General features: G+C 59.2%; 27 protein-coding genes. 23 read left to right on the top strand and 4 right to left on the bottom strand.

What is annotated here, in order from left to right; all coding sequences use genetic code 11:
• Positions 1-43 precede the first annotated feature (43 nt).
• The 3 genes from fabA to K3180_RS08465 are packed head-to-tail and all read left to right on the top strand — an operon-like array spanning position 44 to position 2,620.
• Entirely contained in the window at positions 44-553 is a 510-nt protein-coding gene (fabA, locus tag K3180_RS08455; protein ID WP_221539922.1) for a bifunctional 3-hydroxydecanoyl-ACP dehydratase/trans-2-decenoyl-ACP isomerase, read from the top strand.
• Positions 554-562: 9 nt separating this feature from the next.
• A complete protein-coding gene (gene fabB / locus K3180_RS08460; protein WP_221539923.1) occupies positions 563-1,792 on the top strand; it encodes a beta-ketoacyl-ACP synthase I in 1,230 nt (409 codons plus the stop codon).
• Between the two features lie 39 nt (positions 1,793-1,831).
• Positions 1,832-2,620 (top strand): enoyl-ACP reductase FabI, encoded by a 789-nt coding sequence (locus K3180_RS08465; RefSeq protein ID WP_247710428.1) that lies wholly within the window; start codon positions 1,832-1,834, stop codon positions 2,618-2,620.
• A 46-nt stretch (positions 2,621-2,666) separates the two neighbouring features.
• Here K3180_RS08465 and K3180_RS08470 read toward each other — a convergent pair whose 3' ends face one another.
• Positions 2,667-3,095, bottom strand: a complete 429-nt coding sequence (locus tag K3180_RS08470; protein WP_221539924.1) for a nuclear transport factor 2 family protein — start codon at positions 3,093-3,095, stop codon at positions 2,667-2,669.
• 43 nt (positions 3,096-3,138) lie between these two features.
• Positions 3,139-4,164 (bottom strand): 2-hydroxyacid dehydrogenase, encoded by a 1,026-nt coding sequence (locus K3180_RS08475; protein WP_221539925.1) that lies wholly within the window; start codon positions 4,162-4,164, stop codon positions 3,139-3,141.
• Between the two features lie 84 nt (positions 4,165-4,248).
• On the opposite strand from K3180_RS08475, the gene K3180_RS08480 reads away from it, so the two are divergent.
• Positions 4,249-4,713, top strand: coding sequence for an SH3 domain-containing protein (locus K3180_RS08480; RefSeq protein ID WP_221539926.1), 465 nt, complete (start codon positions 4,249-4,251; stop codon positions 4,711-4,713).
• Between the two features lie 108 nt (positions 4,714-4,821).
• Here the strand turns inward: K3180_RS08480 and K3180_RS08485 are convergent, their stop codons facing one another.
• Complete coding sequence (locus K3180_RS08485; protein WP_221539927.1) at positions 4,822-6,018, bottom strand: thiolase family protein; 1,197 nt, start codon at positions 6,016-6,018, stop codon at positions 4,822-4,824.
• A gap of 89 nt (positions 6,019-6,107) precedes the next feature.
• Between K3180_RS08485 and K3180_RS08490 the strand changes: the two genes are divergently transcribed.
• Positions 6,108-7,538, top strand: a complete 1,431-nt coding sequence (locus tag K3180_RS08490) for a coniferyl aldehyde dehydrogenase (RefSeq protein ID WP_221540037.1) — start codon at positions 6,108-6,110, stop codon at positions 7,536-7,538.
• A gap of 62 nt (positions 7,539-7,600) precedes the next feature.
• On the opposite strand, the gene K3180_RS08495 is transcribed toward K3180_RS08490, so the two are convergent.
• The gene (locus tag K3180_RS08495) at positions 7,601-8,083 is read right to left on the bottom strand and encodes a YbjN domain-containing protein (RefSeq protein WP_221539928.1); all 483 of its coding nucleotides are present in this window, start codon (positions 8,081-8,083) and stop codon (positions 7,601-7,603) included.
• A gap of 172 nt (positions 8,084-8,255) precedes the next feature.
• On the opposite strand from K3180_RS08495, the gene ndhC reads away from it, so the two are divergent.
• The 18 genes from ndhC to K3180_RS08585 are packed head-to-tail and all read left to right on the top strand — an operon-like array spanning position 8,256 to position 24,925.
• Complete coding sequence (ndhC, locus tag K3180_RS08500; RefSeq protein ID WP_221539930.1) at positions 8,256-8,630, top strand: NADH-quinone oxidoreductase subunit A; 375 nt, start codon at positions 8,256-8,258, stop codon at positions 8,628-8,630.
• Between the two features lie 4 nt (positions 8,631-8,634).
• The gene (locus K3180_RS08505; protein WP_221539931.1) at positions 8,635-9,186 is read left to right on the top strand and encodes a NuoB/complex I 20 kDa subunit family protein; all 552 of its coding nucleotides are present in this window, start codon (positions 8,635-8,637) and stop codon (positions 9,184-9,186) included.
• 11 nt (positions 9,187-9,197) lie between these two features.
• A complete protein-coding gene (locus K3180_RS08510) occupies positions 9,198-10,103 on the top strand; it encodes an NADH-quinone oxidoreductase subunit C (protein ID WP_221539933.1) in 906 nt (301 codons plus the stop codon).
• Positions 10,103-10,645, top strand: a complete 543-nt coding sequence (locus tag K3180_RS08515) for a hypothetical protein (protein ID WP_221539935.1) — start codon at positions 10,103-10,105, stop codon at positions 10,643-10,645. Before K3180_RS08510 ends, K3180_RS08515 begins: the two co-directional genes overlap by 1 nt.
• Positions 10,642-11,859, top strand: a complete 1,218-nt coding sequence (locus tag K3180_RS08520; RefSeq protein WP_221539937.1) for an NADH-quinone oxidoreductase subunit D — start codon at positions 10,642-10,644, stop codon at positions 11,857-11,859. Before K3180_RS08515 ends, K3180_RS08520 begins: the two co-directional genes overlap by 4 nt.
• Positions 11,859-12,527 (top strand): NADH-quinone oxidoreductase subunit NuoE, encoded by a 669-nt coding sequence (gene nuoE / locus K3180_RS08525; protein WP_221539939.1) that lies wholly within the window; start codon positions 11,859-11,861, stop codon positions 12,525-12,527. Before K3180_RS08520 ends, nuoE begins: the two co-directional genes overlap by 1 nt.
• Positions 12,527-12,670, top strand: a complete 144-nt coding sequence (locus tag K3180_RS08530) for a hypothetical protein (protein WP_221539941.1) — start codon at positions 12,527-12,529, stop codon at positions 12,668-12,670. Before nuoE ends, K3180_RS08530 begins: the two co-directional genes overlap by 1 nt.
• A complete protein-coding gene (nuoF, locus tag K3180_RS08535) occupies positions 12,670-13,962 on the top strand; it encodes an NADH-quinone oxidoreductase subunit NuoF (protein WP_221539943.1) in 1,293 nt (430 codons plus the stop codon). The genes K3180_RS08530 and nuoF overlap by 1 nt, the downstream gene beginning before the upstream one ends.
• Positions 13,959-14,609, top strand: a complete 651-nt coding sequence (locus tag K3180_RS08540) for a hypothetical protein (RefSeq protein ID WP_221539945.1) — start codon at positions 13,959-13,961, stop codon at positions 14,607-14,609. Before nuoF ends, K3180_RS08540 begins: the two co-directional genes overlap by 4 nt.
• A gap of 2 nt (positions 14,610-14,611) precedes the next feature.
• Positions 14,612-16,636, top strand: a complete 2,025-nt coding sequence (nuoG, locus tag K3180_RS08545) for an NADH-quinone oxidoreductase subunit NuoG (RefSeq protein WP_221539947.1) — start codon at positions 14,612-14,614, stop codon at positions 16,634-16,636.
• Positions 16,633-17,688 carry an NADH-quinone oxidoreductase subunit NuoH gene (gene nuoH / locus K3180_RS08550; protein WP_221539949.1) on the top strand — a complete coding sequence of 352 codons (1,056 nt, stop codon included), beginning with the start codon at positions 16,633-16,635 and terminating at the stop codon, positions 17,686-17,688. The genes nuoG and nuoH overlap by 4 nt, the downstream gene beginning before the upstream one ends.
• Complete coding sequence (nuoI, locus tag K3180_RS08555) at positions 17,685-18,173, top strand: NADH-quinone oxidoreductase subunit NuoI (RefSeq protein WP_221539952.1); 489 nt, start codon at positions 17,685-17,687, stop codon at positions 18,171-18,173. The genes nuoH and nuoI overlap by 4 nt, the downstream gene beginning before the upstream one ends.
• Before the next feature lie 27 nt (positions 18,174-18,200).
• Positions 18,201-18,821 carry an NADH-quinone oxidoreductase subunit J gene (locus K3180_RS08560; protein ID WP_221539954.1) on the top strand — a complete coding sequence of 207 codons (621 nt, stop codon included), beginning with the start codon at positions 18,201-18,203 and terminating at the stop codon, positions 18,819-18,821.
• Positions 18,818-19,123 (top strand): NADH-quinone oxidoreductase subunit NuoK, encoded by a 306-nt coding sequence (gene nuoK / locus K3180_RS08565; protein WP_221539957.1) that lies wholly within the window; start codon positions 18,818-18,820, stop codon positions 19,121-19,123. The genes K3180_RS08560 and nuoK overlap by 4 nt, the downstream gene beginning before the upstream one ends.
• 6 nt (positions 19,124-19,129) lie before the next feature.
• Positions 19,130-21,208 (top strand): NADH-quinone oxidoreductase subunit L, encoded by a 2,079-nt coding sequence (nuoL, locus tag K3180_RS08570; protein ID WP_221539959.1) that lies wholly within the window; start codon positions 19,130-19,132, stop codon positions 21,206-21,208.
• Positions 21,208-22,752 carry an NADH-quinone oxidoreductase subunit M gene (locus K3180_RS08575; protein ID WP_221539961.1) on the top strand — a complete coding sequence of 515 codons (1,545 nt, stop codon included), beginning with the start codon at positions 21,208-21,210 and terminating at the stop codon, positions 22,750-22,752. The genes nuoL and K3180_RS08575 overlap by 1 nt, the downstream gene beginning before the upstream one ends.
• Entirely contained in the window at positions 22,752-24,206 is a 1,455-nt protein-coding gene (nuoN, locus tag K3180_RS08580; RefSeq protein ID WP_221539964.1) for an NADH-quinone oxidoreductase subunit NuoN, read from the top strand. Before K3180_RS08575 ends, nuoN begins: the two co-directional genes overlap by 1 nt.
• A complete protein-coding gene (locus K3180_RS08585; protein WP_221539966.1) occupies positions 24,203-24,925 on the top strand; it encodes a biotin--[acetyl-CoA-carboxylase] ligase in 723 nt (240 codons plus the stop codon). Before nuoN ends, K3180_RS08585 begins: the two co-directional genes overlap by 4 nt.

Genomic DNA, 24,925 nt, shown 5'->3' on the forward strand with positions numbered 1-24,925 from the left:
CGCAGCCTCAAATAGTACGCAAAGGTGAGGAGTACCGTCTGGGATGGCAAATTTCCCGACCAGTTTTGACCGTGACGATCTGCTGAAGTGCGCGCGGGGCGAGTTATTCGGTCCTGGCAACGCACAATTGCCCGAGCCGCCGATGCTGATGATGGACCGGATTACCGATATTTCCGGCGATGGCGGCCCCCATGGCAAGGGCCATGTGGTCGCGGAATTCGACATCAAGCCGGACCTGTGGTTCTTCGAATGCCATTTCCCCGGCAATCCGATCATGCCTGGCTGTCTTGGCCTGGATGGGCTGTGGCAGCTTACCGGCTTCAACCTGGGCTGGCGTGGCTGGGAAGGGCGCGGCTATGCGCTCGGTGTCGGTGAGGTCAAGCTGACGGGCATGGTGCGGCCCGACCGCAAGATGCTCACTTATTACGTGGATTTCACCAAGGCGATTCAAACCCGTCGCTTGACGATGGGTGTGGCCGACGGCCGTGTAGAGGCCGATGGCGAAGTCATCTATCAAGTCAAAGATATGAAAGTCGCCTTGTCAGAGGCGTGAGAGGATAACATGCGTCGAGTCGTCGTAACCGGTCTGGGGATCGTCTCCTCGATTGGCAATAATGCCGCCGAAGTGCTGGCCGCGCTGAAAACGGGCAAATCCGGCATCACCTTCAACGAAGAAATGGCCGAACATGGCTTCCGCTCGCAGATTGCTGGGGCGGTCGACCTCGACGTTTCCGAGCATGTGGACAAGCGCACCCTGCGCTTCATGGGGCCCGGTGCGGCCTACGCCCATATTGCCATGGAGCAGGCCATTGCCGATGCCGGGCTGGAGGAAAAGGACGTCATCAACCCGATGACCGGCCTTATCGCCGGATCGGGCGGCCCCTCCACCTCGGCTATGCTTGCGGCCCACCAGACGGTGCTGAAGACTGGCGCGACCAAGCGCATCGGACCGTTTGCTGTGCCCAAGTGCATGTCTTCCACCGTGAGTGCCAACCTTGCCACGGCCTATCAGATCAAGGGCATGAACTTTTCCATTACTTCGGCCTGTTCCACCTCGCTGCATTGCATCGGCATGGCGGCACAACAGATTGCGATGGGTAACCAGGACGTGATGTTCGGCGGCGGTGGCGAAGAACTGGACTGGACGCTGTCGTGCCTGTTCGATGCCATGGGCGCGATGTCGAGCAAATATAATGACACGCCAGAACGTGCCTCGCGCGCTTTCGATGCGGACAGGGATGGCTTCGTGATCAGCGGTGGCGGTGCCATTGTGGTTCTGGAAAGCCTCGAGCATGCTCAGGCACGCGGCGCGAAAATCTACGCCGAAGTTACCGGTTTCGGCGCTACGTCGGACGGGGCTGACATGGTTGCTCCTTCGGGCGAGGGCGGGGAGCGTGCCATGCGCGGCGCGCTTCGCACGCTCGGCGAGGATCGCAAGGTGAGCTATATCAACGCGCATGGCACCTCGACGCCCGTGGGCGATGTAGGCGAGATAGAGGCGGTGCGCCGGGTATTTGGCGAAGGTGCGATCCCGCCGGTTAGTTCGACCAAGTCTATGACCGGACACAGCCAGGGGGCTACTGGCGCACAGGAGGCGATCTACTGCCTGCTGGCACTGGAGCATGATTTCATCATTCCTTCGATCAATGTCGAAACACTCGATCCGGCACTGAAACCGGAAGAAATCGCGACCGAGATGGTCGCGGATGCCGGACTCGATACGGTGATGACCAATTCCTTCGGATTTGGCGGCACTAATGGTTCAATGCTGCTGTCGAAATTTCACGGGTGAAATCAAGGTTGTGATCACTATAGTTAAGGTAGATTGAGAATGGGCGTTCTGGCAGGAAAACGCGGTCTTGTGATGGGTGTGGCCAATGATCGGTCAATCGCCTGGGGGATCGCCAAGGCTTGTTCCGACGCAGGCGCTGAGCTCGCTTTTTCCTATCAGGGCGACGCGTTCCAGAAGCGGGTGGAACCGCTTGCCAAGAGTGTTGGTTCGGATTTCCTGCTCGATGTGAATGTCACCGACGATGCCTCGCTCGACGCTGCTTTCGGTGCCTTGCAGGATCGATGGGGTAGGCTGGATTTCGTGATCCACGCCATCGCCTATTCCGATAAGTCGGAACTGACGGGCCGCATTCTCGACACCTCGCGGGCGAATTTCAGGAATTCCCTGGATATTTCCGCCTACAGCCTGATCGAAATCTCCCGCCGCGCCCATCCGATGATGGTGGAACATGGCGGCACGGTGCTGACACTGAGCTACATGGGCTCCAACCGCGTAGCGCCGAATTACAATGTGATGGGCGTGGCCAAGGCGGCGCTTGAATCGGCGGTACGTTATCTGGCCAACGACCTTGGGCCTGAAGGCATTCGCGTCAACGCGATCAGCCCCGGGCCGATGAAAACGCTGGCCGGCTCGGCCATCGGCGGTGCGCGCAAAACCTTCAAGCATACCGAGGCCAACGCGCCGCTACGCGCCAACGCCACGCTGGAGGCGGTGGGCGGCACGGCAGTCTACCTTTGTTCGGACGCTGGGGCCTGCACGACCGGCGAGATTATCCGCGTGGATGGCGGCTTCCACGTTCTGGGCATGCCGCAACACGACAATCTGTGAGCGGCGCTGGCCTCGGACACGGAGCGAGCTCAAACTAAGGCCGGGTTTAACGCCACAATTGCATCGACCTGATAGCATCGGGCATTTTTTCGTCCGTATCTGGCCGGGATAAAGTACGCTCGACGATCCGCCATTTGCGCCTGACCTTCGATTTCTGCCACAAGTCCATCAGCCAGGTTTCGCCCGACCATTCGTGATCGCCCATGGTTGCGTCGAGCGTCATGCGGGTCGCGAAAACCGCGGTGGGTCCGTGGCGGCGGACGTAGACTTCGTCAAAGCGATAACCAGAACAGCGAAAACGCGTGGTCGCTGCTTCCAGCCAGCTCGCGCGGTCGAGGATCGCGGGGCTTCTCGAGCCCAACAGGAAAATGAAATCCCGCGCGGCCAAAGCTTTCATCTGGTTGCGATCACGCTGCACCCAGCTTCGCATCCACAAATGCTCGAGTGCTTCGATTTTCGAGGCGAATTCATCCATGACGGCAATCGCTTACAGCATGGCGCGCGGGGAGCAAGAGCCGTCAGCCGAGACCGCTAAGCACCTGGTCCGGTGGTCGGTGTCCATCGGCCCACATACGAATGTTCGCGATGACCTTGTGCCCCGAATCCTCCCGGCCTTCACGAGTAGCGCTCCCGATATGGGGGAGGGTCATCACATTCGGATGCCGGATCAAGCGTTCGTCGACATTCGGCTCGTCCGGATACACATCTAGTCCGGCTCCGGCGAGATGGCCGCTTTCGAGCGCCGCGATAAGCGCTTCCTGGTCGACCAGGTCGCCGCGCGCAGTGTTGATGAGGCTCGCACCCTGTTTCATCAGCGATAGACGTCGTTCGTCGATCAGGTGATGGTTTCCGGGGGTGGCCGGACAGTGCAGCGTAAGGATATCCGCCTGCGCGACGAGATCATCGAGATCTTCGACCCAGCTTGCAGCGAACATGCGTTCGATCGCCTCGGGCAGGCGCTTGCGGTTATGATAGGCAATTTCGAGCCCGAACGCCCGTGCCCTGTGCGCAACCGCCTGACCAATCCGCCCCATGCCCACGATGCCCAGGGTCTTACCGCCGAGCTTGCGGCCAAGCATGGCGGTAGGCGCCCATCCGGTCCATTCGCCGCTGCGGATCAGTTGCACGCCTTCACGGATTCTGCGCGGCACACCGATGATACCGGCCATAGTCAGATCGGCCGTATCGTCGGTAAAGACGCCCGGGGTATTCGTTACCATGATCTTCGCCCTTGCGGCGGCGTCCAGATCGATATGCTCCGTACCGGCACCGAAATTGGCGATCAGGCCTAGATTCTCGCCAGCCTGCGAAATCATCTCCCCGTCGATGCGGTCGGTAACGGTTGGCACAAGTACGTCGCAATCCTGCATCGCTTCCAGCAATTGGTCACGGGTCAGCGGCATATCGGACGCATTGGTGCGCACGTCGAACAATTCGCTCATGCGGTCCTCGACGGATGGCCCGAGGCGCCGGGTCACCACGACACGCGGTTTCCGGTTGAGACGTTTCTCGGGATCGGATGCGGATGTCGATGTCGTTACCATGCAATCCAACTCGCTACGCTTTCCGCATTGGAAGGGTCAAGCAATGCTTGTGAGCGAGTGAGGCTCCCGGTATTGGGGGAGGGCATGATAGTTCGTTTAATTCTTGCCCTGTCGGCACTTATGTTGGCCACATCGGCCCAAGCACAGGATCGCGAAGTTCCATATTGGGCAAGCCTCCGGGCCGACGAGATCAACATGCGTGTCGGGCCGAGCGCCGATTACAAGATCGATTGGGTCTACCGGCGCAGGGGACTACCGGTGAAGGTGATCCGCGTGATGGAAGGATGGCGGTTGATCGAGGATCCCGATGGGGCCCGTGGCTGGGTGGCAGCACGACTACTCGATCCGGATCGGGGGGCACTTGTGATCGGGAAAAGTCCTGCAGCCATGCACGAAGATGATGATGAGGCTTCGAAGGTGAAGTGGCGATTGGAGCCGGGCGTGGTAGGAAGGCTGGGCGATTGCGATGACGGATGGTGCGAATTCACTGTCGGCGAACGTGAAGGCTGGGTTCGTCAGGAGAGCCTCTGGGGCGCCGGGGAACCCTGAAAATTTCAGTCGCACGGATTGAAAAAGGGCGACTGTAAGCCGCCCCTTTCGGAATTTCAGAGAGTTACGCGAGAGCGGACAATCGCGTCCGTGTCCTACGCGCCAAGCCTAGACGATTTCCACGGCCACTGCGGTGGCTTCGCCGCCACCGATGCACAGGCTGGCCACGCCCTTCTTCTTACCCTGGCTCTTGAGCGCGTTGAGCAACGTAACGATGATACGCGCGCCGCTGGCACCGATAGGATGGCCGAGTGCAGTGCCGCCGCCGTTTACGTTGATCTTGTCATGCGGGATGCCGATGTCCCGCATGGCGAACATGGCGACACAGGCGAAGGCTTCGTTGACTTCCCACAGGTCGACATCGTCCGCTTTCCAGCCAGCCTGATCCAGCACCTTCTGGATTGCGCCGATCGGAGCGACGGTAAATTGCGCCGGTTCCTGCGCATGCGCCGACATGGCCACGATCCTTGCGACTGGTTGCTGGCCGTTCTCCTTAGCAACGCTTTCGCGGGTCAGAACTACCGCCGCCGCACCGTCCGAGATCGACGAGGAGGTGGCAGCCGTGATGGTGCCGTCCTTGGCAAAGGCGGGGCGCAGTTGCGGGATCTTGTCGGGATTGCCACGACCGGGAGCCTCATCCGTGTCGACCGTCACCTCGCCCTTGCGGGTCGAAACGGTGACCGGCACTACCTCGCTCGCAAAGGCGCCGCTTTCGATTGCGGCATTTGCCCGACGCAGAGATTCGATAGAATACTCGTCCATTTCCTCGCGCGTCATCTGGTATTCGTCGGCGGTGCGTTGGGCGAAACTACCCATAGCCCGTCCTTCCTCGTAAGCGTCTTCGAGACCGTCTAGGAACATGTGGTCGTAGGTCGTGTCATGGCCGATACGCGCGCCGCTGCGATGCTTCTTCAGGAGGTAGGGCGCGTTGGTCATGCTCTCCATACCGCCTGCGACGACATAGTCGATCGTCCCGCTGGCGAGCGCCTCTGCACCCATGATGACCGTCTGCATGCCGCTGCCGCAAACCTTGTTGACCGTGGTCGCCTGTACCGACTTGGGCAGACCGGCCTTGATCGAAGCCTGGCGGGCAGGGGCCTGACCGAGACCGGCCGGAAGAACGCAGCCCATGTAAGTGCGGTCGAACTTGTCGACTGGCACTCCAGAACGCTCGACCGCAGCCTTTACCGCCGTGGCGCCAAGATCCGTCGCGGATGCATCGGAGAGGGCGCCCTGCATGCTGCCCATCGGGGTACGTGCGTAGGACAGGATGACGACGGGATCGTTTGCGCTGAACTGGCTCATGCTTGTGCTGGTCCTTGTTGTCTGGAATATCTGCCACTCGAGATAGGACTTGTGCTGCTGCAGCGCAACATAGACCCGGGGAGAATATGATGGCGGACGATCGCAAGCTCGAGATGGAAGACGTCCTACGCAAGCAGCGCGCGGTGTTCACCGCAGCGCGCCCCGAACCGATCGAAGCTCGCAAGAGCCGCATAGAGCGCGCGATGAAGCTCCTCAAGGAACACGGCGACGATCTGTGCAAGGTGATGAGCGGCGATTTCGGCAACCGCTCTCCGATGCAATCGATGATTACCGATATCGCGGGCACGGTGAATTTCGGCAAATACTGCCTGAAACATGTCAACAAATGGTCGAAGCCCGAGCGGCGCAGCGTGCAGTTCCCGCTTGGTTTATTAGGCGCGAAAGCGGAACTGCGTTACGAGCCGAAAGGTGTGATCGGCATTCTCAGCCCATGGAATTTCCCGGTCAATCTTACCTTTGGCCCATTGATGCAGGTTTTCGCCGCGGGTAATCGGGCGATGATCAAGCCGAGCGAATTCACTGCCAAGACCAGCCTGATGATGCAGGAACTGATCGCGGAATACTTCACGCCCGACGAATGCGCCGTCTTCACCGGTGGACCGGAAGTTGCCGCAGCGTTCTCCGAATTGCCCTTCGATCATCTGGTCTTCACAGGTTCGACAGCTACAGGTCGCAAGGTGATGGAAGCCGCGTCGAAGCACCTCGTGCCCGTTACGTTGGAACTCGGCGGCAAGAGCCCTGTCTTCCTTGGCGAAAGTGCCGATTTCGCCAAGGCGGGCGAGCGGATCGCTTTGGGGAAGATGATGAATGCGGGCCAGATCTGCCTTGCGCCCGATTACATGTACGTCCCCGAAAGCAGGCAGGACGAGGCGATACATGGCGTGTGGCAAGGCACGGCCAAAATGTACCCGAGCCTGCTCGAGAATGACGACTATGCCAGCCTTGTTTCCGACCGTCACTTCGACCGGTTGCAGGACATGGTTGCCGATGCACGCGACAAGGGCGCCGAGGTGATCGAAGTCAATCCTGGCAATGAGGGTTTCGGCACCAGCAATGCGCGCAAGATGCCGCTCACCATCCTCAAGGGAGTGACCGATGATATGAAGGCAATGCAGGAGGAAATCTTCGGACCAGTCCTGCCAGTCAAAACCTACCGTCAGATCGACGAGGCGATCGATTATGTTAACGAGAACGACCGCCCGTTGGGTCTCTACTATTTTGGTGAAGACAAGGGCGAACGCGAAAAGGTGCTCACCCGGACTATCAGCGGCGGCGTGACGGTCAACGATGTGATCTTCCACGTCTCGATGGAAGACCTACCGTTCGGCGGCGTCGGCGCAAGCGGCATGGGCAGTTACCACGGCGTGGAGGGTTTCCGTGAATTCAGCCATGCGCGAAGCGTTTATACCCAGCCCAGCATCGACGTGGCAAAGCTGGGCGGGTTCAAGCCTCCCTATGGGCCTGCAACCCGGAAGGTGGTGAAAACGATGATGAAATAGGGATCGTCCGCGGCCAGCCGCATCGTTTCCTTGAAAATACAATAGAGCGACGCGCTTCCGGCTCAATCGGCGTCCTTGCTATATGCAAATTCGGCGAAGCCAACCATGATTGCCTCCCAATAGGCGAGGTTGTCCATGAAGAGCTCCTTCGACATGCCTCCGGCTTCGAGATCCACGTCCATCTCGATTACCGGATCGCGGTCTTTATCGAGATAGATGCGGCCGAAGCGGTTCTCCGCTGCATAGCTATTCATCTCCTCCAGCGTCGGCTTCGTCTCCGGTGTGAACGCGGTATAGAACTGGACTGACTTGCAGCCCGTACCATCCTCCTCGCAGTCGAAGGGCAGGATCAGGAAATTATAGCCTGCCATGCCGGTCATAATATGGTGATCGCCACCTTCTCCCTCGATTGTGGCGCGATAGCCTTCTTCGTGCAGCAATTCCGCAATCTGGGATACATCGGCAGTGATGTTTTTTGCGGCGAGCGGTGCTGCGAGAAGCAGCGACGCGGCCAGCGCAGCGCCCGAAACAGCTTGTTTGATCATCCGGAATTACCCCCTTCGCAAGAATCCCTCATTCAGCCATGTTGGCAACATGTTAACAGGCATTCAATCGCCAAGGTGACAATCGCCCGAATCTCTGCCTGTCTGGCCCTTGCACCATTCTGGCGAGAGGCCTAGAGGCGGGCCCGCAAACATCACCCAGACGGAATCATACGTGGTCGACCTCGAACAATATCTTCCGATCCTGATCTTCCTGTTTATAGCGGCGGGACTTTCAGCCCTGTTCGTATTCCTGCCGATGGGTGTCTCGCGCCTGACCGGGGCGCACCAGCCAACGGCGGAGAAGTACAGCGAGTACGAGTGCGGCTTTCCCGCATTCGAGGATCCGCGCAGCCAATTTGATGTGCGTTTCTATCTCGTTGCTATCCTCTTCATCATCTTCGACCTCGAAGCGGCTTTCCTCTTTCCCTGGGCGGTCAGTCTCGACCTGACCGGTTGGCCGGGCTGGATCACCATGATGGTATTCCTCGGCGAACTGATCGTCGGCTTCGCCTACGCCTGGAAAGTCGGCGCGCTGGAGTGGGAGTAACGACATGAACACCCCCCAGACCCTCACTCCTGCAGCAAGGCCCGGCGAAGTGCGCCAGCCCGATGCGGATTATTTCAATGCGCTCCAGACCGAAGTGAATGACAAGGGCTTCCTTGTTACTTCGACCGAAGACCTGTTCCAGTGGGCCCGCACAGGCTCGCTGTGGTGGATGACCTTCGGCCTCGCTTGCTGTGCTGTCGAGATGATTCACGTCAACATGCCGCGTTACGACATGGAGCGTTTCGGCGTCGCCCCGCGCGCGTCCCCGCGCCAGAGCGACGTGATGATCGTTGCCGGTACGTTGTGCAACAAGATGGCACCCGCACTGCGCAAGGTCTATGACCAGATGTCAGAGCCTAAGTACGTCATATCGATGGGCAGCTGTGCCAATGGCGGTGGCTATTACCACTATAGCTACAGTGTTGTGCGCGGCTGCGACCGGATCGTACCAGTCGACATCTATGTTCCTGGCTGTCCGCCGACCGCCGAAGCGCTGCTCTATGGAGTGATGCAGTTGCAGCGGAAGATTCGCCGCGTCGGTACGATCGAGCGTTGAGGGAACAGGCGATGGCTACACTTCATTCCGCGCCCCGCTTTACCCAGATCGACGGGCTGACCAGCACGCTTTCGGGTGCGCTCGGGGAACATCTTGTCGAGGCTCATGAGGAGCATGGCGAGCTCCTGCTCACGGTGCATCGCGCCTCGGTCGAAGATGCCCTGCGTATCCTGCGTGATGCTCATGACTACCAGCAGTTGATGGAAATTGCCGGGGTCGACTATCCGGGCCGTGCGGAACGGTTCGAGGTTGTCTACATGCTCTTGAGCCTGACGCAGAACAGCCGCATCATGGTCAAGTGCACTGCATCTGAAGATACGCCGGTGCCGACCGTCACGACTCTGTGGCCGAATGCGGGCTGGCTCGAACGCGAAGTGTTCGACATGTATGGCGTATTGTTCGATGGAAATACCGACCTGCGCCGCATCCTGACTGATTACGGCTTCGAGGGGCACCCCTTCCGCAAGGACTTCCCCCTCACTGGCTATGTAGAGCTGCGCTATTCCGAAGACGAAAAGCGCGTTGTCTACGAACCCGTCGAACTTGCCCAGGATCTCCGCCAGTTCGATTTCATGAGCCCATGGGAAGGTGCGGATTACGTCCTTCCGGGTGACGAGAAGGCAAGTACATCACCGGTCGATGATCCCAAAGTCACGGAGAAGCCCTCCGATACCGGAGCGGGTAAGGACACCGACGAAAAGGCAGCCGATAAGGTCAGTGCAGGTGCCCCGGCCGAAGAGGATGCGGGCGAGGGCATTCCTGCTCCTGCGCCTACCGAAGATCAGCCGGATCGTGCCAAGCGCAAAGGCAAAGCCAAAGATACAGCAGCTGCGACACAGCCTCTGAAGAAAAAGACTGCTCGGAAAAAAGCTCCTGCGAAGAGCAAATCTCAAGTCAAGAAGAAGGGTGACAAGTAATGCGTTTGGTAATCTTGCCGCTTTCGATCTTGGCACTCGCCGCTTGCTCGCAGGAACCTGCAGGAGTGCAGGAAAGTGCCGACGACTTTGCGAACCGTATCGGTCAGCAAGAAGCTGGGACCCAACTCGATCCCTCGCAGCCCGATCCAAACGCACCGAACGTTGCGGTGGCCGCACCTCCTTCTGACGCGAACCTTACCCAGCTTCAGCGCCTTGGCGATATCGGTGGGGTAAATCTGGGGCCCCGCGAAGGCGGCTGCACCTTCATGGTCGGAAATCAGGAAATGATTATTGCAGCCGGAATGAAGGAACCCACTCTTCCCGGCAAGGCGGTTGTCCGCGTTGGCGATACGCTGGTCATGACGGATGCGGGACCTGGCGGTCTGGCTGGCATCAAGTCGGGTACAACGTTTACGGGCGAAGGCTTCTCCATCCAGGTTGCGCCGGCTGCTGGCGAGGGCCAGAGCCGCCCGGCCAATGTCGTCGTGACCGACGCGGCAGGCAATTCGCAAAACTATTCCGGCAACTGGATCTGCGCATGAGTAGTGCATTGCACATCGAGGAATCGCCGACCACCGGCGACGAAACGATCACCAATTACACGATCAACTTCGGGCCCCAGCATCCCGCAGCGCACGGTGTGTTGCGCATGGTCATGGAACTGGATGGCGAAATCATCGAGCGGATCGACCCCCATGTCGGCCTGTTACATCGCGGCACTGAAAAGCTGATAGAGCACAAGACCTATCTGCAAGCGCTGCCCTATTTCGACCGGCTCGATTACTGCAGTCCGCTATGCCAGGAGCACAGCTATGTCCTCGCGATCGAAAAGCTGCTCAATGTCGAGGTGCCCGAGCGAGCGCAGTATCTTCGCGTCCTGTTCGCCGAACTGACCCGCATCTGCAACCACATGCTCAACATCGGCGCGCACGTCATGGACGTAGGCGCGATGACTCCGAACCTGTGGGTGTTCGAACTGCGCGAGGACTGCATGAATTTCTTCGAGCGCGCGAGTGGCGCCCGGATGCATAGCGCGTGGTTCCGCCCCGGCGGAGTGCACCAGGATGTACCCGAAAAGCTGCTCGTCGATATCGGCGAATGGCTCGACACGCGACTGCCCGAACTCTTCGGAGACGCGATGAGCCTCGTGCTCGACAATCGCATCTTCAAGCAGCGCAACGTCGATATTGCTGTGGTGAGCAAGGACGATGCCGTGGCCTGGGGCTTCTCCGGCCCGATGATTCGTGCCGCGGGCATTCCCTGGGACTTGCGCAAGTCGCAACCTTACGATGTCTACGACCGCATGGAGTTCGACATTCCAGTCGGCACCAATTCGGATTGTTACGACCGCTTCGTGGTGCGCGTGAAGGAAGTTTACGAAAGCGCGAAGATCATCAAGCAGTGCCTGCGCGATATGCCATCAGGGCCGGTCGCGAGCGACGACCGCAAGGTTGCTCCGCCCAAGCGCGCCGAGATGAAGCAGTCGATGGAAGCGCTGATCCACCACTTCAAGCTCTATACCGAGGGCTTCCACGTGCCCGCGGGCGAGGTTTATGTGGCTACCGAAAGTCCGAAAGGCGAATTCGGCGTCTACCTGGTCAGCGACGGGTCGAACAAACCCTATCGCTGCAAGATTCGTCCGACGGCCTTCAGCCATCTGCAAGCAATGGATTTCATGTCGAAGGGTCACATGCTACCCGATGCCACCGCCATCCTTGGTGCCATCGACGTCGTGTTCGGGGAGTGCGACCGCTAATGGCCGACCGTAACCCCGCAGCCGATACTCCAGAACTGCGCGAGCGCTGGGGTGCTTTCGAGTTCACCGAAAGCTACCGCGCGAAGGCGGACAAGGCGATTGCGCGTTATCCCGAAGGGCGCCAGCGCTCGGCGGTAATGCCGCTGCTTGATCTTGCCCAGCGACAGGTCGGCGAAGAAACCGATACGCAGGGCTGGCTGCCGCTGCCGGTGATCGAATATGTCGCCGACTATCTCGATATGCCGGTCATCCGCGTGCTCGAGGTTGCGACCTTCTATTTTATGTACAACCTCAAGCCGGTGGGCAAATTCCACGTGCAGGTCTGCGGCACGACGCCCTGCATGCTGCGCGGTTCGGATGGATTGTTCGAGACTTGCAAGAAACGCGGCATGGAGAAAGGCCGCGTTTCCGACGACGGCCTCTGGACCCTCACCGAAGTCGAATGCATGGGCAATTGCGCCACCGCGCCGATGGTCCAGATCAACGACGACAATTACGAAGATTTGACGCCAGAGCGTCTCGACGAAATCCTCGATGAACTGGCCGAAGGCAAGCAGCCGAAGACCGGCACGCAGGAGCCCGGTCGTCACACCAGCGAACCAGCCAATGCGCTAAGTTCGCTCGAGAAGATGACCGAAGAAAATCACGATTACCGGAGTGAATGGTGATGGATAGCTCGATCATCACGATCATCCTCACGATCCTTGCGGTCGTGATTGCCTGGAAAGTGCTGAAGGGCGTCATCAAGACAGTCGCACTGGTCGCAATCCTGATTGTCGCAGCAATCCTCGTGTTTGGGGGAGGCTTCTGATGCTTGCTGACAAGGATCGTATATTTACCAACCTCTACGGCTTCCAGGACTGGGGCCTGAAGGCAGCGCAGCAGCGTGGCGACTGGGACGATACCAAGGCCCTGATCGCTCGCGGGCACGACAACATCATCGAGGAAGTGAAGGCCTCTGGCCTTCGCGGGCGCGGCGGTGCTGGCTTCCCGACCGGCCTGAAATGGTCGTTCATGCCGAAGGAAAGCAAGGACGGCCGCCCGAGTTTTCTTGTCATCAATGCTGACGAATCCGAGCCAGGCTCTTGCAAAGACAGGGAAATTATTCGTCACGATCCGCACAAGCTGATCGAAGGTGCGCTGGTTTCCGGTTACGCCATGAGGGCGAGGGCGGCCTATATCTACATTCGCGGGGAATACATCCGCGAGGCCGAGACGCTGCAGGCCGCTATCGACGAGGCCTATGATGCAGGCCTGATTGGCAAGAACGCCGCCAAATCCGGATACGATTTCGATGTTTTCCTGCACCGCGGTGCAGGCGCCTACATCTGCGGCGAAGAAACCGCGATGATCGAAAGCCTTGAGGGCAAGAAGGGGCAACCCCGCCTCAAGCCTCCGTTCCCGGCAGGCGCGGGCCTTTACGGCTGTCCGACTACAGTCAACAATGTAGAATCAATTGCCGTCGTCCCGACAATCCTTCGTCGCGGTGCAAGCTGGTTCGCTAGCTTCGGGCGCGAAAACAACAAGGGTACCAAGCTGTTCCAGATCAGCGGGCACGTGAACAAGCCCTGCGTGGTCGAGGAAGCACTCTCCATTCCATTCAGCGAACTGATAGAGAAGCATTGCGGCGGCATCACCGGCGGCAAGGACAATTTGCTTGCTGTGATCCCTGGCGGCTCTTCGGTCCCTCTGGTCCCGGCAGAGCAGATCTGGGATGCGCCGATGGACTTCGACGGGTTGAAAGATCTCGGCTCTGGCCTCGGTACGGCGGGTGTAATCGTCATGGACAAGTCGACCGACATCGTCCGCGCGATCAGCCGTATCAGCTATTTCTACAAGCACGAGTCCTGTGGCCAATGCACGCCCTGCCGTGAAGGTACGGGCTGGATGTGGCGTATGATGGAGCGCCTGCGGACCGGCGACGCGGCGATCGAGGAAATCGACATGCTCCAGCAGGTCACCAAACAGGTCGAAGGACACACCATCTGCGCGCTGGGTGACGCTGCCGCCTGGCCGATCCAGGGCCTCATCCGGCATTTCCGCCCGGAACTCGAGCGGCGGATCGAAGAGCATAACGCACAGTTCGCGGAGGCTGCGGAATGAAGCGCCTCCTTCTCCTCTTTGCCTTTGGGCTAGCATTCGCCACGCCTGCATATGCGCAGCTATCGCCCGGAACTTCAGGGTTCTCCTCTGCCCCGACTACTGCGAGTGAAGCCGAGTACTGGATCATGATCCGCCGCCTTGGCGTTTGTCTGGCCGATGCGAAACATCATCAATCGATTACCTTCATCACTTCGTCACCGGGATCCAAGGAAGAAGACGCGGCCTTTTCCGAGCTTTTTCATCGCAACACCAACCGATGCATGGGCAACTTCGTCAGTGCATCGATGCTCCGCAACCATGTGCGAGGTTCGGTGGCGGAAGGGCTGCTGAACCTGATGGACGAGGAAGAAATCCGCAAGGCCGTGATTTTGCCGTCGCAAGCGCCCGAAGAGATCCGCTCCATTCATGAATTCGCCTATTGCTATGTGGCCAATCATCCGCAGACAGCTTACCAGTTTCTGGACGAAACGCGGGTCGGCACAAAGGGCGAAATCGCCGCAATTCGGCAGATGGCCACCGATTTTGGCCCGTGCCTTCCCGAAGGCGTGTCTATCGAAATCAATCCCGTAAACGTGAGAGCAGCCATCGCAGAAGCGTATTATCGCCTGCTGACGGCAATGCCTCCGGCCCAACTTCAAGGTTCCTGAGAATGCCTAAAGTCACCGTAGACGGACAGGAAATCGAAGTCCCGGAAGGCGCGACCGTACTTCAGGCCTGCGAGCTTGCGGGCAAGGAAATTCCGCGCTTCTGCTATCACGAGCGGCTGAGCATCGCCGGCAACTGCCGCATGTGCCTGGTCGAGGTAAAGCCCGGACCGCCCAAGCCGCAGGCAAGCTGCGCGCTGCCCGCAACGGACGGGCAGGAAATCCGCACGGATACTCCGATGGTCAAAACCGCGCGGGAAGGGGTGATGGAGTTCCTTCTCATCAATCATCCGCTCGATTGCCCGATTTGCGATCAGGGCGGCGAATGCGATCTGCAGGACCAGTCGATCGCCTATGGTCGCGGCGCGACGCGCTACACGATGAACAAGCGAGCCGTGACCGAGAAGTATATGGGCCCGCTGATCAAGACGATCATGACCCGCTGCATCCACTGCACCCGGTGCGTGCGCTTCAGCGAAGAAATCGCCGGCGTTGACGAAATCGGCGCGCTGGGTCGCGGCGAAGACATGGAAATCACGACTTATCTCGAACAGGCTGCTGAGCACGAACTGTCTGCCAATGTGATCGACTTGTGTCCGGTCGGTGCACTCACTTCGCGCCCCTATGCATTCGAGGCACGTCCGTGGGAGCTCAAGAAGACGCTCAGCATCGACGTATCCGATGCCGTCGGCGCGAACATTCGCCTCGACAGTCGCGGGCGCGAAGTTATGCGCGCGCTTCCGCGGATCAACGACGACGTCAACGAGGAATGGATCTCGGACAAGGCGCGCTACCAGATAGACGGCCTTTCGCGTCGCCGTCTCGACAAGGTATTCATGCGCCAGAAATCGGGAAAAGGGCGCGGGAAGCTCCAGGAGGCGAGTTGGGACGAGGCCTTTAAGGCCATCGCCAAAGCCAAGCCGGGCAAGGACATAGCCGCGATCGCTGGAGACATGGTCGATTGCGAAACGATGTTCGCCGCCAAGGCGCTGCTCAAGGCGTGCGGTTCGACCTTGCTCGAAGGGCGTCAGACGGGGATGGATTACGACGTATCGAACCTTGCAGCGGTCAATTTCAATTCGACCTTTGCCGGGATCGAGACCGCCGATGCTATCCTGATCGTGGGCAGCCATATTCGCTGGGAAGCGCCGCTCGTGAACGTGCGCCTCCGCAAGGCGGTGAAACGCGGCGCCAAGGTTTTCGTCGTCGGCCCCTTCTGGGACACGACATATCCGGCGGTATTCCTTGGCGACGAGCTATCGGTACTGGGCGATCTTCCGGATGAAGTGGCCGAAGTGTTCAATTCCGCCGAGCGTCCGGCTATCATCATGGGCGGTGCCGCCCTGGCGCAAGGTGCGCTTGGAGCAGGCCTGCGCTTCGCCGACCAGTTCCAGTTGGTCCGTGATGGCTGGAACGGCTTCAACGTGCTGCACTTCTCTGCTGCGCGTATGGGCGGTCTCATGCTCGGCTACGCCCAAAAGGGCGGGATGAAGGATATCGTCGAGGCAAAACCCAAAGTGGTGATAAGCCTCGGTGCGGATGAAATGGATTTCGAACCCTTCGCCGATACGCTCAAGGTTTATATCGGCCATCACGGCGACAAGGGCGCGCATGCGGCGGATATTATCCTGCCAGGCGCGAGTTACGCCGAAAAGGATGGCACCTACGTCAACACCGAAGGCCGTGTGCAATTTGCCGAAAAGGCCGTCTTTGCGCCAGGTGACGCACGCGAAGACTGGACAATTCTGCGCGCGCTGGCGGATGCACTGAAGGTCGAAGTCGGTTTCGACAGTTTCGCTCAGTTGCAGTCGGCAATGATTGCTGAAGTTCCTTCGCTCGGGGAGGAAGGTCTCGCGGATCTTGGTGGGCTGCCGAAAGCGGATGAGAAGGCAACTGCCGAGGGTACGATCAGTGCTTATCCGATCAAGGATTTCTACCTGACCAACCCGATCGCTCGTGCCAGCGAGGTGATGCATCGCTGCTCGGCAGAACTCCTCCATGGCGGCGAACTGGCGGAGGCTGCGGAATGACCGAATTCTTCCAATCCCTCGGAATGAGCTACGAATGGGCGTGGGGTGTCGCCACCATTTCCGGCATCCTGCTCATCGCACTGCCGCTGATGCTGGCGGTGGCCATGATCATCTATGTCGACCGCAAGGTGTGGGCGGCGATCAATTTGCGGCGCGGCCCCAACGTGGTCGGGCCATTCGGTCTGCTGCAGAGCTTTGCCGACGGCCTGAAGGTTTTTCTGCAGGAAACCATCATCCCCAGCGCGGCGAATAAGGGCATCTTCATCCTAGCGCCGATTGTCACCTTTACGGTCGCGCTTGCGGCATGGGCGGTGATTCCGTTCAGCGCGACCGCCGTGCTGGCCAATATCAACGTCGGCCTCCTCTACATCCTCGCGATCAGTTCACTGTCGGTTTACGGCGTGGTGATGGCCGGTTGGGCTTCGAACTCGAAATACCCGTTCTTTTCCGCCATGCGCGCCGCTGCGCAAATGATCAGCTATGAAGTCTCGATCGGCTTCATCCTCGTCAGCGTGGTGCTCTATGCCGGGACGTTCAACTTGAACGAGATCGTCATGGCGCAGAAGGGACACGGCTTCGGGATCGTCAACGGCTATGTTTTCAACCTGTTGCTCTTCCCGATGTGGGTCATGTTCTTCATCTCCAGCCTCGCGGAAACGCAGCGTGTGCCCTTCGACCTGACCGAAGCCGAAAGCGAGCTCGTCGCGGGTTACCAGACCGAATACAGCTCGATGAGCTTCGCCCTCTTCTGGCTGGGCGAATACGCCAACATCCTGCTGATGTGCATGCTCAACGCGCTGCTGTTCTTTGGCGGATGGCTGCCGCCGATTGATTGGGCCCCGCTTTATTACGTGCCGGGCATCGTCTGGCTGTTGCTGAAGGCGTTCTTCTTCTTCTTCATGTTCAGCTGGGTCATGGCGACCGTCCCGCGTTATCGTTACGATCAGCTCATGCGTCTGGGTTGGAAGGTATTTTTGCCGATCAGCCTGCTGTTCGTCGTTCTCATTTCCGGTTGGCTCATGGCCACCGGCCACTATGGAGCCGCCGCATGAGTACGGTCGCGCACCTCATAAAATCGTTCACCCTGTGGGAATTCGTGAAGGCACATGCCCTCACGCTGAAGTATTTCTTCAAGCCCAAGGTGACGATCAACTATCCGTTCGAGAAGAACCCGCTGTCTCCGCGTTTCCGCGGTGAGCATGCGCTGCGCCGTTACCCCAATGGCGAGGAACGCTGCATCGCCTGCAAGCTATGCGAGGCAGTGTGTCCGGCGCTGGCTATTACCATCGAGAGCGAACCTCGCGAGGACGGCAGCCGCCGCACTACACGTTACGACATCGACATGACCAAGTGCATCTATTGCGGCTTCTGCCAGGAAGCCTGCCCGGTAGATGCGATCGTCGAGGGTCCGAACTTCGAATATGCAACCGAAACGCGCGAGGAGCTGCTTTACGACAAGGCCAAGCTGCTCGCCAATGGTGACAAGTGGGAGCGGGCCATCGCCGCGAACCTTGAAGCCGACGCACCCTACCGCTAACCGCGCCGCAACCGAATCCGGGGCAACATGATACAGACTATCGCCTTTTACATGTTTGCGGTGCTCGTCATTGCATCGGCCGTGATGGTGATCACGGCACGCAATCCCGTGCACTCGGTGCTGTGGCTCATCCTTGCATTCTTCAACGCGGCCGGCCTCATGGTGCTGGTGGGCGCGGAATTCATCGCGATGCTGCTTGTCATCGTCTATGTTGGCGCTGTCGCGGTGCTGTTCCTCTTCGTGGTCATGATGCTCGACATCGATGTGGCCGAATTGCGCGCTGGGTTCGTAAGAAACTTCCCGCTTGGTATCGTTATCGCTCTGGTGTTGCTTGCCGAACTGGTGCTGGGCATCGGTGCCTATCAGGTTGGCGCGATCGAACTCGGCACTCCGATGGCGAGTGACGCACCTGCCATGCTGGAAAGCAATACGGGCGCGATCGGTGCACTGCTCTACACCAAATACCTTTTCCTGTTCGAAGCAGCGGGCCTCATCCTGCTGGTCGCGATGATCGGTGCGATCGTGTTGACGCACCGACCGCCCAAGACCAAGCGCGGTCATCAGGATATCGGCAAGCAGAACCGCCGCAATCCAGATGAAGCGACGCAAATGAAGCAGCCCACCGTCGGTAAGGGGGTCGAACTGTGATCGGTATCGAACACTATGTCATCGTCAGTGCGATCCTGTTCGTACTGGGCGTTCTCGGTATCTTCCTCAACCGGAAGAACATCATTGTTATCCTGATGGCCATCGAACTCATTCTGCTGGCGGTGAATATCAACCTCGTGGCGTTCAGTGCCTTCCTCGGCGATCTGGTGGGGCAAGTCTTTGCCATGTTCGTACTGACCGTTGCCGCGGGTGAAGCGGCGATCGGACTTGCGATCCTCGTCATCTACTTCCGTGGCCGCGGCACGATCGCAGTCGACGATGCCAACCGGATGAAGGGATAAGCATCCGTGCAGACCTCCATTCTCCTCATCGTCTTTCTGCCGCTGCTCGCCGCGATCGTGGCGGGTCTCGTCAACAAGGGCGCGCCGAGCGTTTTCGCGAAAGCGATCACGACCGGTTCGCTGTTTGTCGCCTGCGCCTTGAGCTGGCCGATTTTTCTGGGGTTCGTAAATGGCAGCGCAGAGGCTGATGTCGTTCCGGTTCTGACGTGGGTACAATCGGGAGCGCTGTCCTTCGACTGGGCGCTACGGGTTGATACTTTGACTGCGGTAATGCTGGTGGTCATCACTACCGTCTCGGCGCTCGTCCACCTCTATAGCTGGGGCTATATGGAGGAAGACCCGGGCCAGCCCAGGTTCTTCGCCTATCTCTCGCTTTTCACCTTCGCCATGCTGATGCTGGTGACGGCCGATAACCTCGTGCAGATGTTCTTCGGTTGGGAAGGCGTGGGTCTCGCCAGCTATTTGCTGATCGGTTTCTGGTTCAAGAAACCGAGCGCTAACGCCGCTGCAATCAAGGCCTTCGTAGTCAACCGCGTTGGCGACCTTGGCTTCATGATGGGTATATTCGGGACTTTCTGGGTATTCGGGACCGTCTCGATCCCTGAAATCCTCGCTGCCGCGCCGGGAATGAGCGGAGCGACAATCGGCTTCCTCGGTCTCCGGGTGCAGACGATGGATGTGCTCTGCATCCTCCTCTTCATCGGCGCGATGGGCAAATCGGCACAGCTCGGCCTGCACACATGGCTCCCCGACGCGATGGAGGGTCCGACCCCGGTCTCCGCGCTGATCCACGCCGCGACCATGGTTACCGCAGGTGTGTTCATGGTCTGCCGTCTGTCTCCCATGTTCGAGACCGCGCCGGTTGCGCTCGCCATGGTGACCTTCATCGGCGCCGCTACCTGTATTTTCGCCGCAACCGTCGGTACGACGCAGTGGGACATCAAGCGTGTCATCGCTTACTCCACCTGTTCGCAGCTGGGTTACATGTTCTTCGCCGCCGGCGTGGGCGCATACGGGGCGGCGATGTTCCACCTGTTCACGCACGCCTTCTTCAAGGCGCTGCTGTTCCTGGGCGCCGGCTCGGTAATCCATGCGATGCACCACGAGCAGGACATGCGCTATTATGGCGGTCTTCGTAAGGAAATTCCGCTAACCTTCTGGGCGATGATGGCCGGTACGCTGGCGATCACCGGGGTCGGGGTCCTCTACGTGTTCGGCTTTGCCGGCTTCTATTCGAAAGACGCCATTCTCGAAGCGGCGTTTGCGCGCGGGACCGAGCTTGGCAACTTCGCCTTCTGGATGGGAGCGCTCGCCGCGCTGCTGACCAGTTTCTACAGCTGGCGCCTCATGTTCCTTACCTTCTGGGGCAAGCCGCGTTGGGCAGACAGCCATCATATCCAGCACGCGGTCCACGACGGGCATGACGAGCCGGACGAGCATAATGCGCCCAAGCAGGAAGATGCTGGCGAGGACGTAACACACGCCGTGCCTTCGCCAAACTACGAGGCGGGGACTGCAGGCTATCATCCGCATGAAAGCCCGATCTCAATGCTGATCCCGCTGGGTGTGCTGTCGATTGGTGCGGTGCTCGCCGGTTATGTGTTCAGGGATGCTTTCATCGACGGCTCTTCGGGTGCTGTGAACGGAGCGTTCTGGGCCGGTTCCATCTATTTTAACGAGAACCTCATCCACGGCCTCCATGCGGTGCCGACATGGGTGAAGCTGACGGCGACTGTCGTGATGCTTCTTGGTCTGCTTGCCGCATGGCTTGCTTACATCAAGGACACCTCGATCCCTGGCAAAGCAGCCGAACAGCTCGGCCCGGTTTACCGCTTCTTTTACAACAAGTGGTATTTCGACGAGCTCTACCATTATCTTTTCGTGATCCCCGCCTTCTGGCTGGGCCGCCAGTTCTGGAAGCTCGGCGACATCGGCACGATCGATCGCTTCGGCCCCAATGGCGTTGCCTGGGTCGTCGAAAAGGGCTCGGTCGGCGCCAAGCGCTTCCAGACCGGATATCTTTATAGCTATGCGCTGGTGATGCTGCTCGGGCTTGTCGCCGCGATCACCTGGGTGCTGTTCTGATGGAGTTCCCCATCCTCTCGCTCATGCTCGCCGTGCCGCTTGTTGCGGCCATCGCCTGTCTGTTTGTGAACGCCTCGACGGCGCGCATGGCCGCGTTGCTAGCGACGTTGATCGACCTCGCGCTGGGTGTTCTGCTGTGGCTCAACTACGACATCGGTGGTGCGCAGTGGCAGTTTACCGAACGTGCGCAGATCTTCGCAGGCTTCCAGTATGCACTCGGCATCGACGGCATCGCGTTGATGCTGATTATGCTCAGTGTTTTCCTGATGCCAATCTGCATCCTTGCCAGCTGGGATTCGATTACCAAGCGCGTCGGCGAATACATGGCAGCCTTTCTGCTGATGGAAGTGCTGATGATCGGCGTTTTCGCCGCCCAGGACCTTTTCCTGTTCTACATCTTCTTCGAGGCTGGCCTCATCCCGATGTACCTGATCATCGGCGTGTGGGGCGGCGATAACCGGATCTACGCCTCGTATAAGTTCTTCCTCTACACGCTACTCGGCTCGGTGCTGATGCTGATCGCCATGCTTTGGATGGTGAACGAGGCGGGGACGACCGAAATTCCCGCTTTGATGCAGTACGATTTTCCGGTCGATGCCCAGCTGTGGCTGTGGCTTGCCTTCTTTGCCAGTTTTGCGGTGAAGATGCCGATGTGGCCGGTACACACCTGGTTGCCCGACGCGCACGTGCAGGCGCCGACTGCAGGTTCCGTGATCCTTGCCGGCGTCCTGCTGAAACTCGGTGGTTATGGTTTCATCCGCTTCAGCCTGCCCATGTTCCCCGATGCAAGTGCTGACCTGGCGTGGGTGATCTTCGCCCTGTCCATGGTGGCGGTTATTTACACCTCCCTTGTCGCGCTGGTGCAGGAAGACATGAAGAAGCTGATCGCCTATTCGTCGGTCGCCCACATGGCGATCGTGACGGTGGGTCTGTTCGCCTTCAACGTACAAGGTCTCGAAGGCGCAATGATGGTAATGCTGGGACACGGCCTTGTCTCCGGTGCGCTGTTCCTTTGTGTCGGTGTAATTTACGACCGGCTGCACACGCGTGAGATCGCGCGTTATGGCGGCCTCAGCATCAATATGCCTAAATACGCTCTGTTCTTTCTGCTCTTCACCATGGCCTCGATCGGTCTTCCTGGGACGAGCAACTTCGTCGGCGAGTTCCTGGCACTGGCCGGCATTTACGAAGTCTCGACCTTTGTCACGCTGGTTTGCACCACCGGGATTATCCTGGGTGCAGGGTATATGCTGTATCTCTACCGCCGCGTCGCATTCGGCCTGCAGAAGAACGCCGATGCCGCCGCAATGCCCGATCTAAACGCCCGAGAATGGGCTATGCTTGCTCCGATCGCGGCCGCCGTGCTGTGGATGGGCATCTATCCGGAAAGCTTCCTAGCCCCCATGCGTCAGGATATTGCCGCTCTTGAAACCCGTCTTGCCAGTGTAGCTCCACGTTATGACAGCGCGCTTGAAGTAGGCGCGCCTCGCACGCAGGCGGCAAATTACGTAGAGCCAAGCCATGAAGGGGAGGGAGAGCACTAATGTCCTACTCTACCTCTCTATACCTTACCGGCGCCGAAATCGGTCTGTCGCTCGCTGGGCTCGTGCTGCTGCTGGTTACAGCATGGACCGGTGAAAAGGCCGCCCGCGCTATTACCATTGCCGCTGTCGCTGCGCTATTCGGCGCTCTGTCTTTCAACTTTTCGTTGTTCGATGACGGGGTGGCGGGGAGCGCGTTTGGCGGTCTGTTCCTGGCCGACGGCTTTGCGGTTTTCGCCAAGAGCCTCGTTTATGTCGCGACCATCGCCTGCCTTATCGTCGCTCCGCGCTATTTCGATGCGCGTGGCGAATATCGCGGCGAATATCCCGTGCTGATGCTGTTCAACGCGGTCGGGATGGGCATGATGGTTTCAGCTACCGACCTGATGACCCTCTACATCGGTCTCGAGATGTCGAGCCTGTCTTCTTATGTCCTCGCGAGCTTCGCGCGGCGCGATGATCGGTCGAGCGAGGCAGGTCTCAAGTATTTTGTCCTGGGCGCACTGGCATCAGGTATCATTCTTTACGGTGTAAGCCTGGTTTATGGCTTCTCCGGTACCACCAATTACGAGGGTATCCGGGCAGCGTTTTCGTCGGACTTCCCGACCGGAGCGATGTTTGGCGTGGTTTTCGTGCTCGCGGGTCTCGCCTTCAAGATTTCTGCCGTGCCATTCCATATGTGGACGCCCGACGTTTACGAAGGTGCGCCCACGCCGGTTACGGCCTTTTTTGCCAGCGCGCCCAAGGTGGCAGCCGTAGCGATGCTGGTCCGCATGGCCACCGGCCCTTTCGGTGGTCAGGTCGAGGCGTGGCAGCAAATCGTCATCTTTGCAGCGCTTGCTTCCATCGTGGTCGGTGCTCTGGGCGCGATTGGCCAGCAGAACCTCAAGCGGTTGCTTGCCTATTCATCGATCAACAACGTGGGCTTTATCCTCATCGGGCTTGCCGCAGCTACACCGGAAGGTATGTCGGCCGTGCTGGTCTACCTCTTCATTTACGTCTTCATGACCCTTGGGAGCTTCGTTGCGCTGCTGATGCTGCGTGATGCTGATGGTAAGGCGCTCGCTACCTTCGACGACATTTCAGGACTTTCGACTACCAGCCCGGCATTGGCATGGTGTCTCCTTGCAATGATGTTCAGCTTGGCCGGTATCCCGCCGTTGTTCGGCTTCTGGGGCAAGTTCGTCGTGTTCCAGGCCGCCGTACAGGCAGATATGGTAGCTCTGGCGGCTATCGGTATCGCCGCCAGTGTGATCGGCGCTTTCTATTATATCAAGTTCGTCAAGGTGATGTTCTTCGACGAGCCGAAGGTTGCTGGTCCGGCAAAGGCTCCGGTATCGCATTGGGTGGTTCTGGGTCTCAGCGTGCTGGTGATCTCGCCACTTGGCTATTTGCTGACACCGTGGTTGGGCAATCTGGCAGATCTGGCAGCGCAGGCGCTGTTCTACGCGGCTTGATCCACACGGTCCCTGAAACCGGTAGCACCAACGCCGACCTCGCTGCTGCACTGCGTGCCGGTGAGGCCGTTGCCGAGGGGGCTTGGCTAGTCGCCGATCGTCAGACCGCCGGGCGCGGGCGTCTGGGTCGGGCATGGTTCGACGGACATGGTAATTTCATGGGGTCTACCGTGGTTCGACCACATGATCGCGACCCGCCGCCAGCAACCCTCGCGTTACTAGCTGGAGTGGCATTATATGAAGTGGTTGTACCGCTTGTAGCCAACCCTAGTGGCCTGTCGCTCAAATGGCCCAACGATCTCATGCTGGCGGGAGCGAAGCTCGCCGGTATTCTGCTCGAGCGCGAGGGTGACGCAGTTGTGGTAGGTATCGGAGTAAATCTCGCCGCAGCCCCGGATTTGCCGGACAGGCGGACGGTGGCGCTCTCTTCATATGGTCCGGCTCCGGACCGGGATGCATTCGCTCTTTCGCTTGCCACCAGCTTTGACCGCGAGCTCGAACGTTGGCGCGCATTTGGTCTCGATTCTCTGGTTCGCCGTTGGGAAAGCGCAGCGCATCCTCGCGGTACACAGCTCAATGTGCATCCGCCCGGCGAGAAACCGATTATCGGCGCATTCGGAGGCTTGACCGGGGACGGCATGCTGCGCCTGCTCTTGGCGGGCGGGGAAGAGCGTGTCATCCATGCAGGCGATGTGATGCTCGCAAACGAGGAGAGCTGA

The organism is Qipengyuania huizhouensis (genome assembly GCF_019711635.1).
Classification (GTDB): Bacteria; Pseudomonadota; Alphaproteobacteria; order Sphingomonadales; family Sphingomonadaceae; genus Qipengyuania; species Qipengyuania huizhouensis.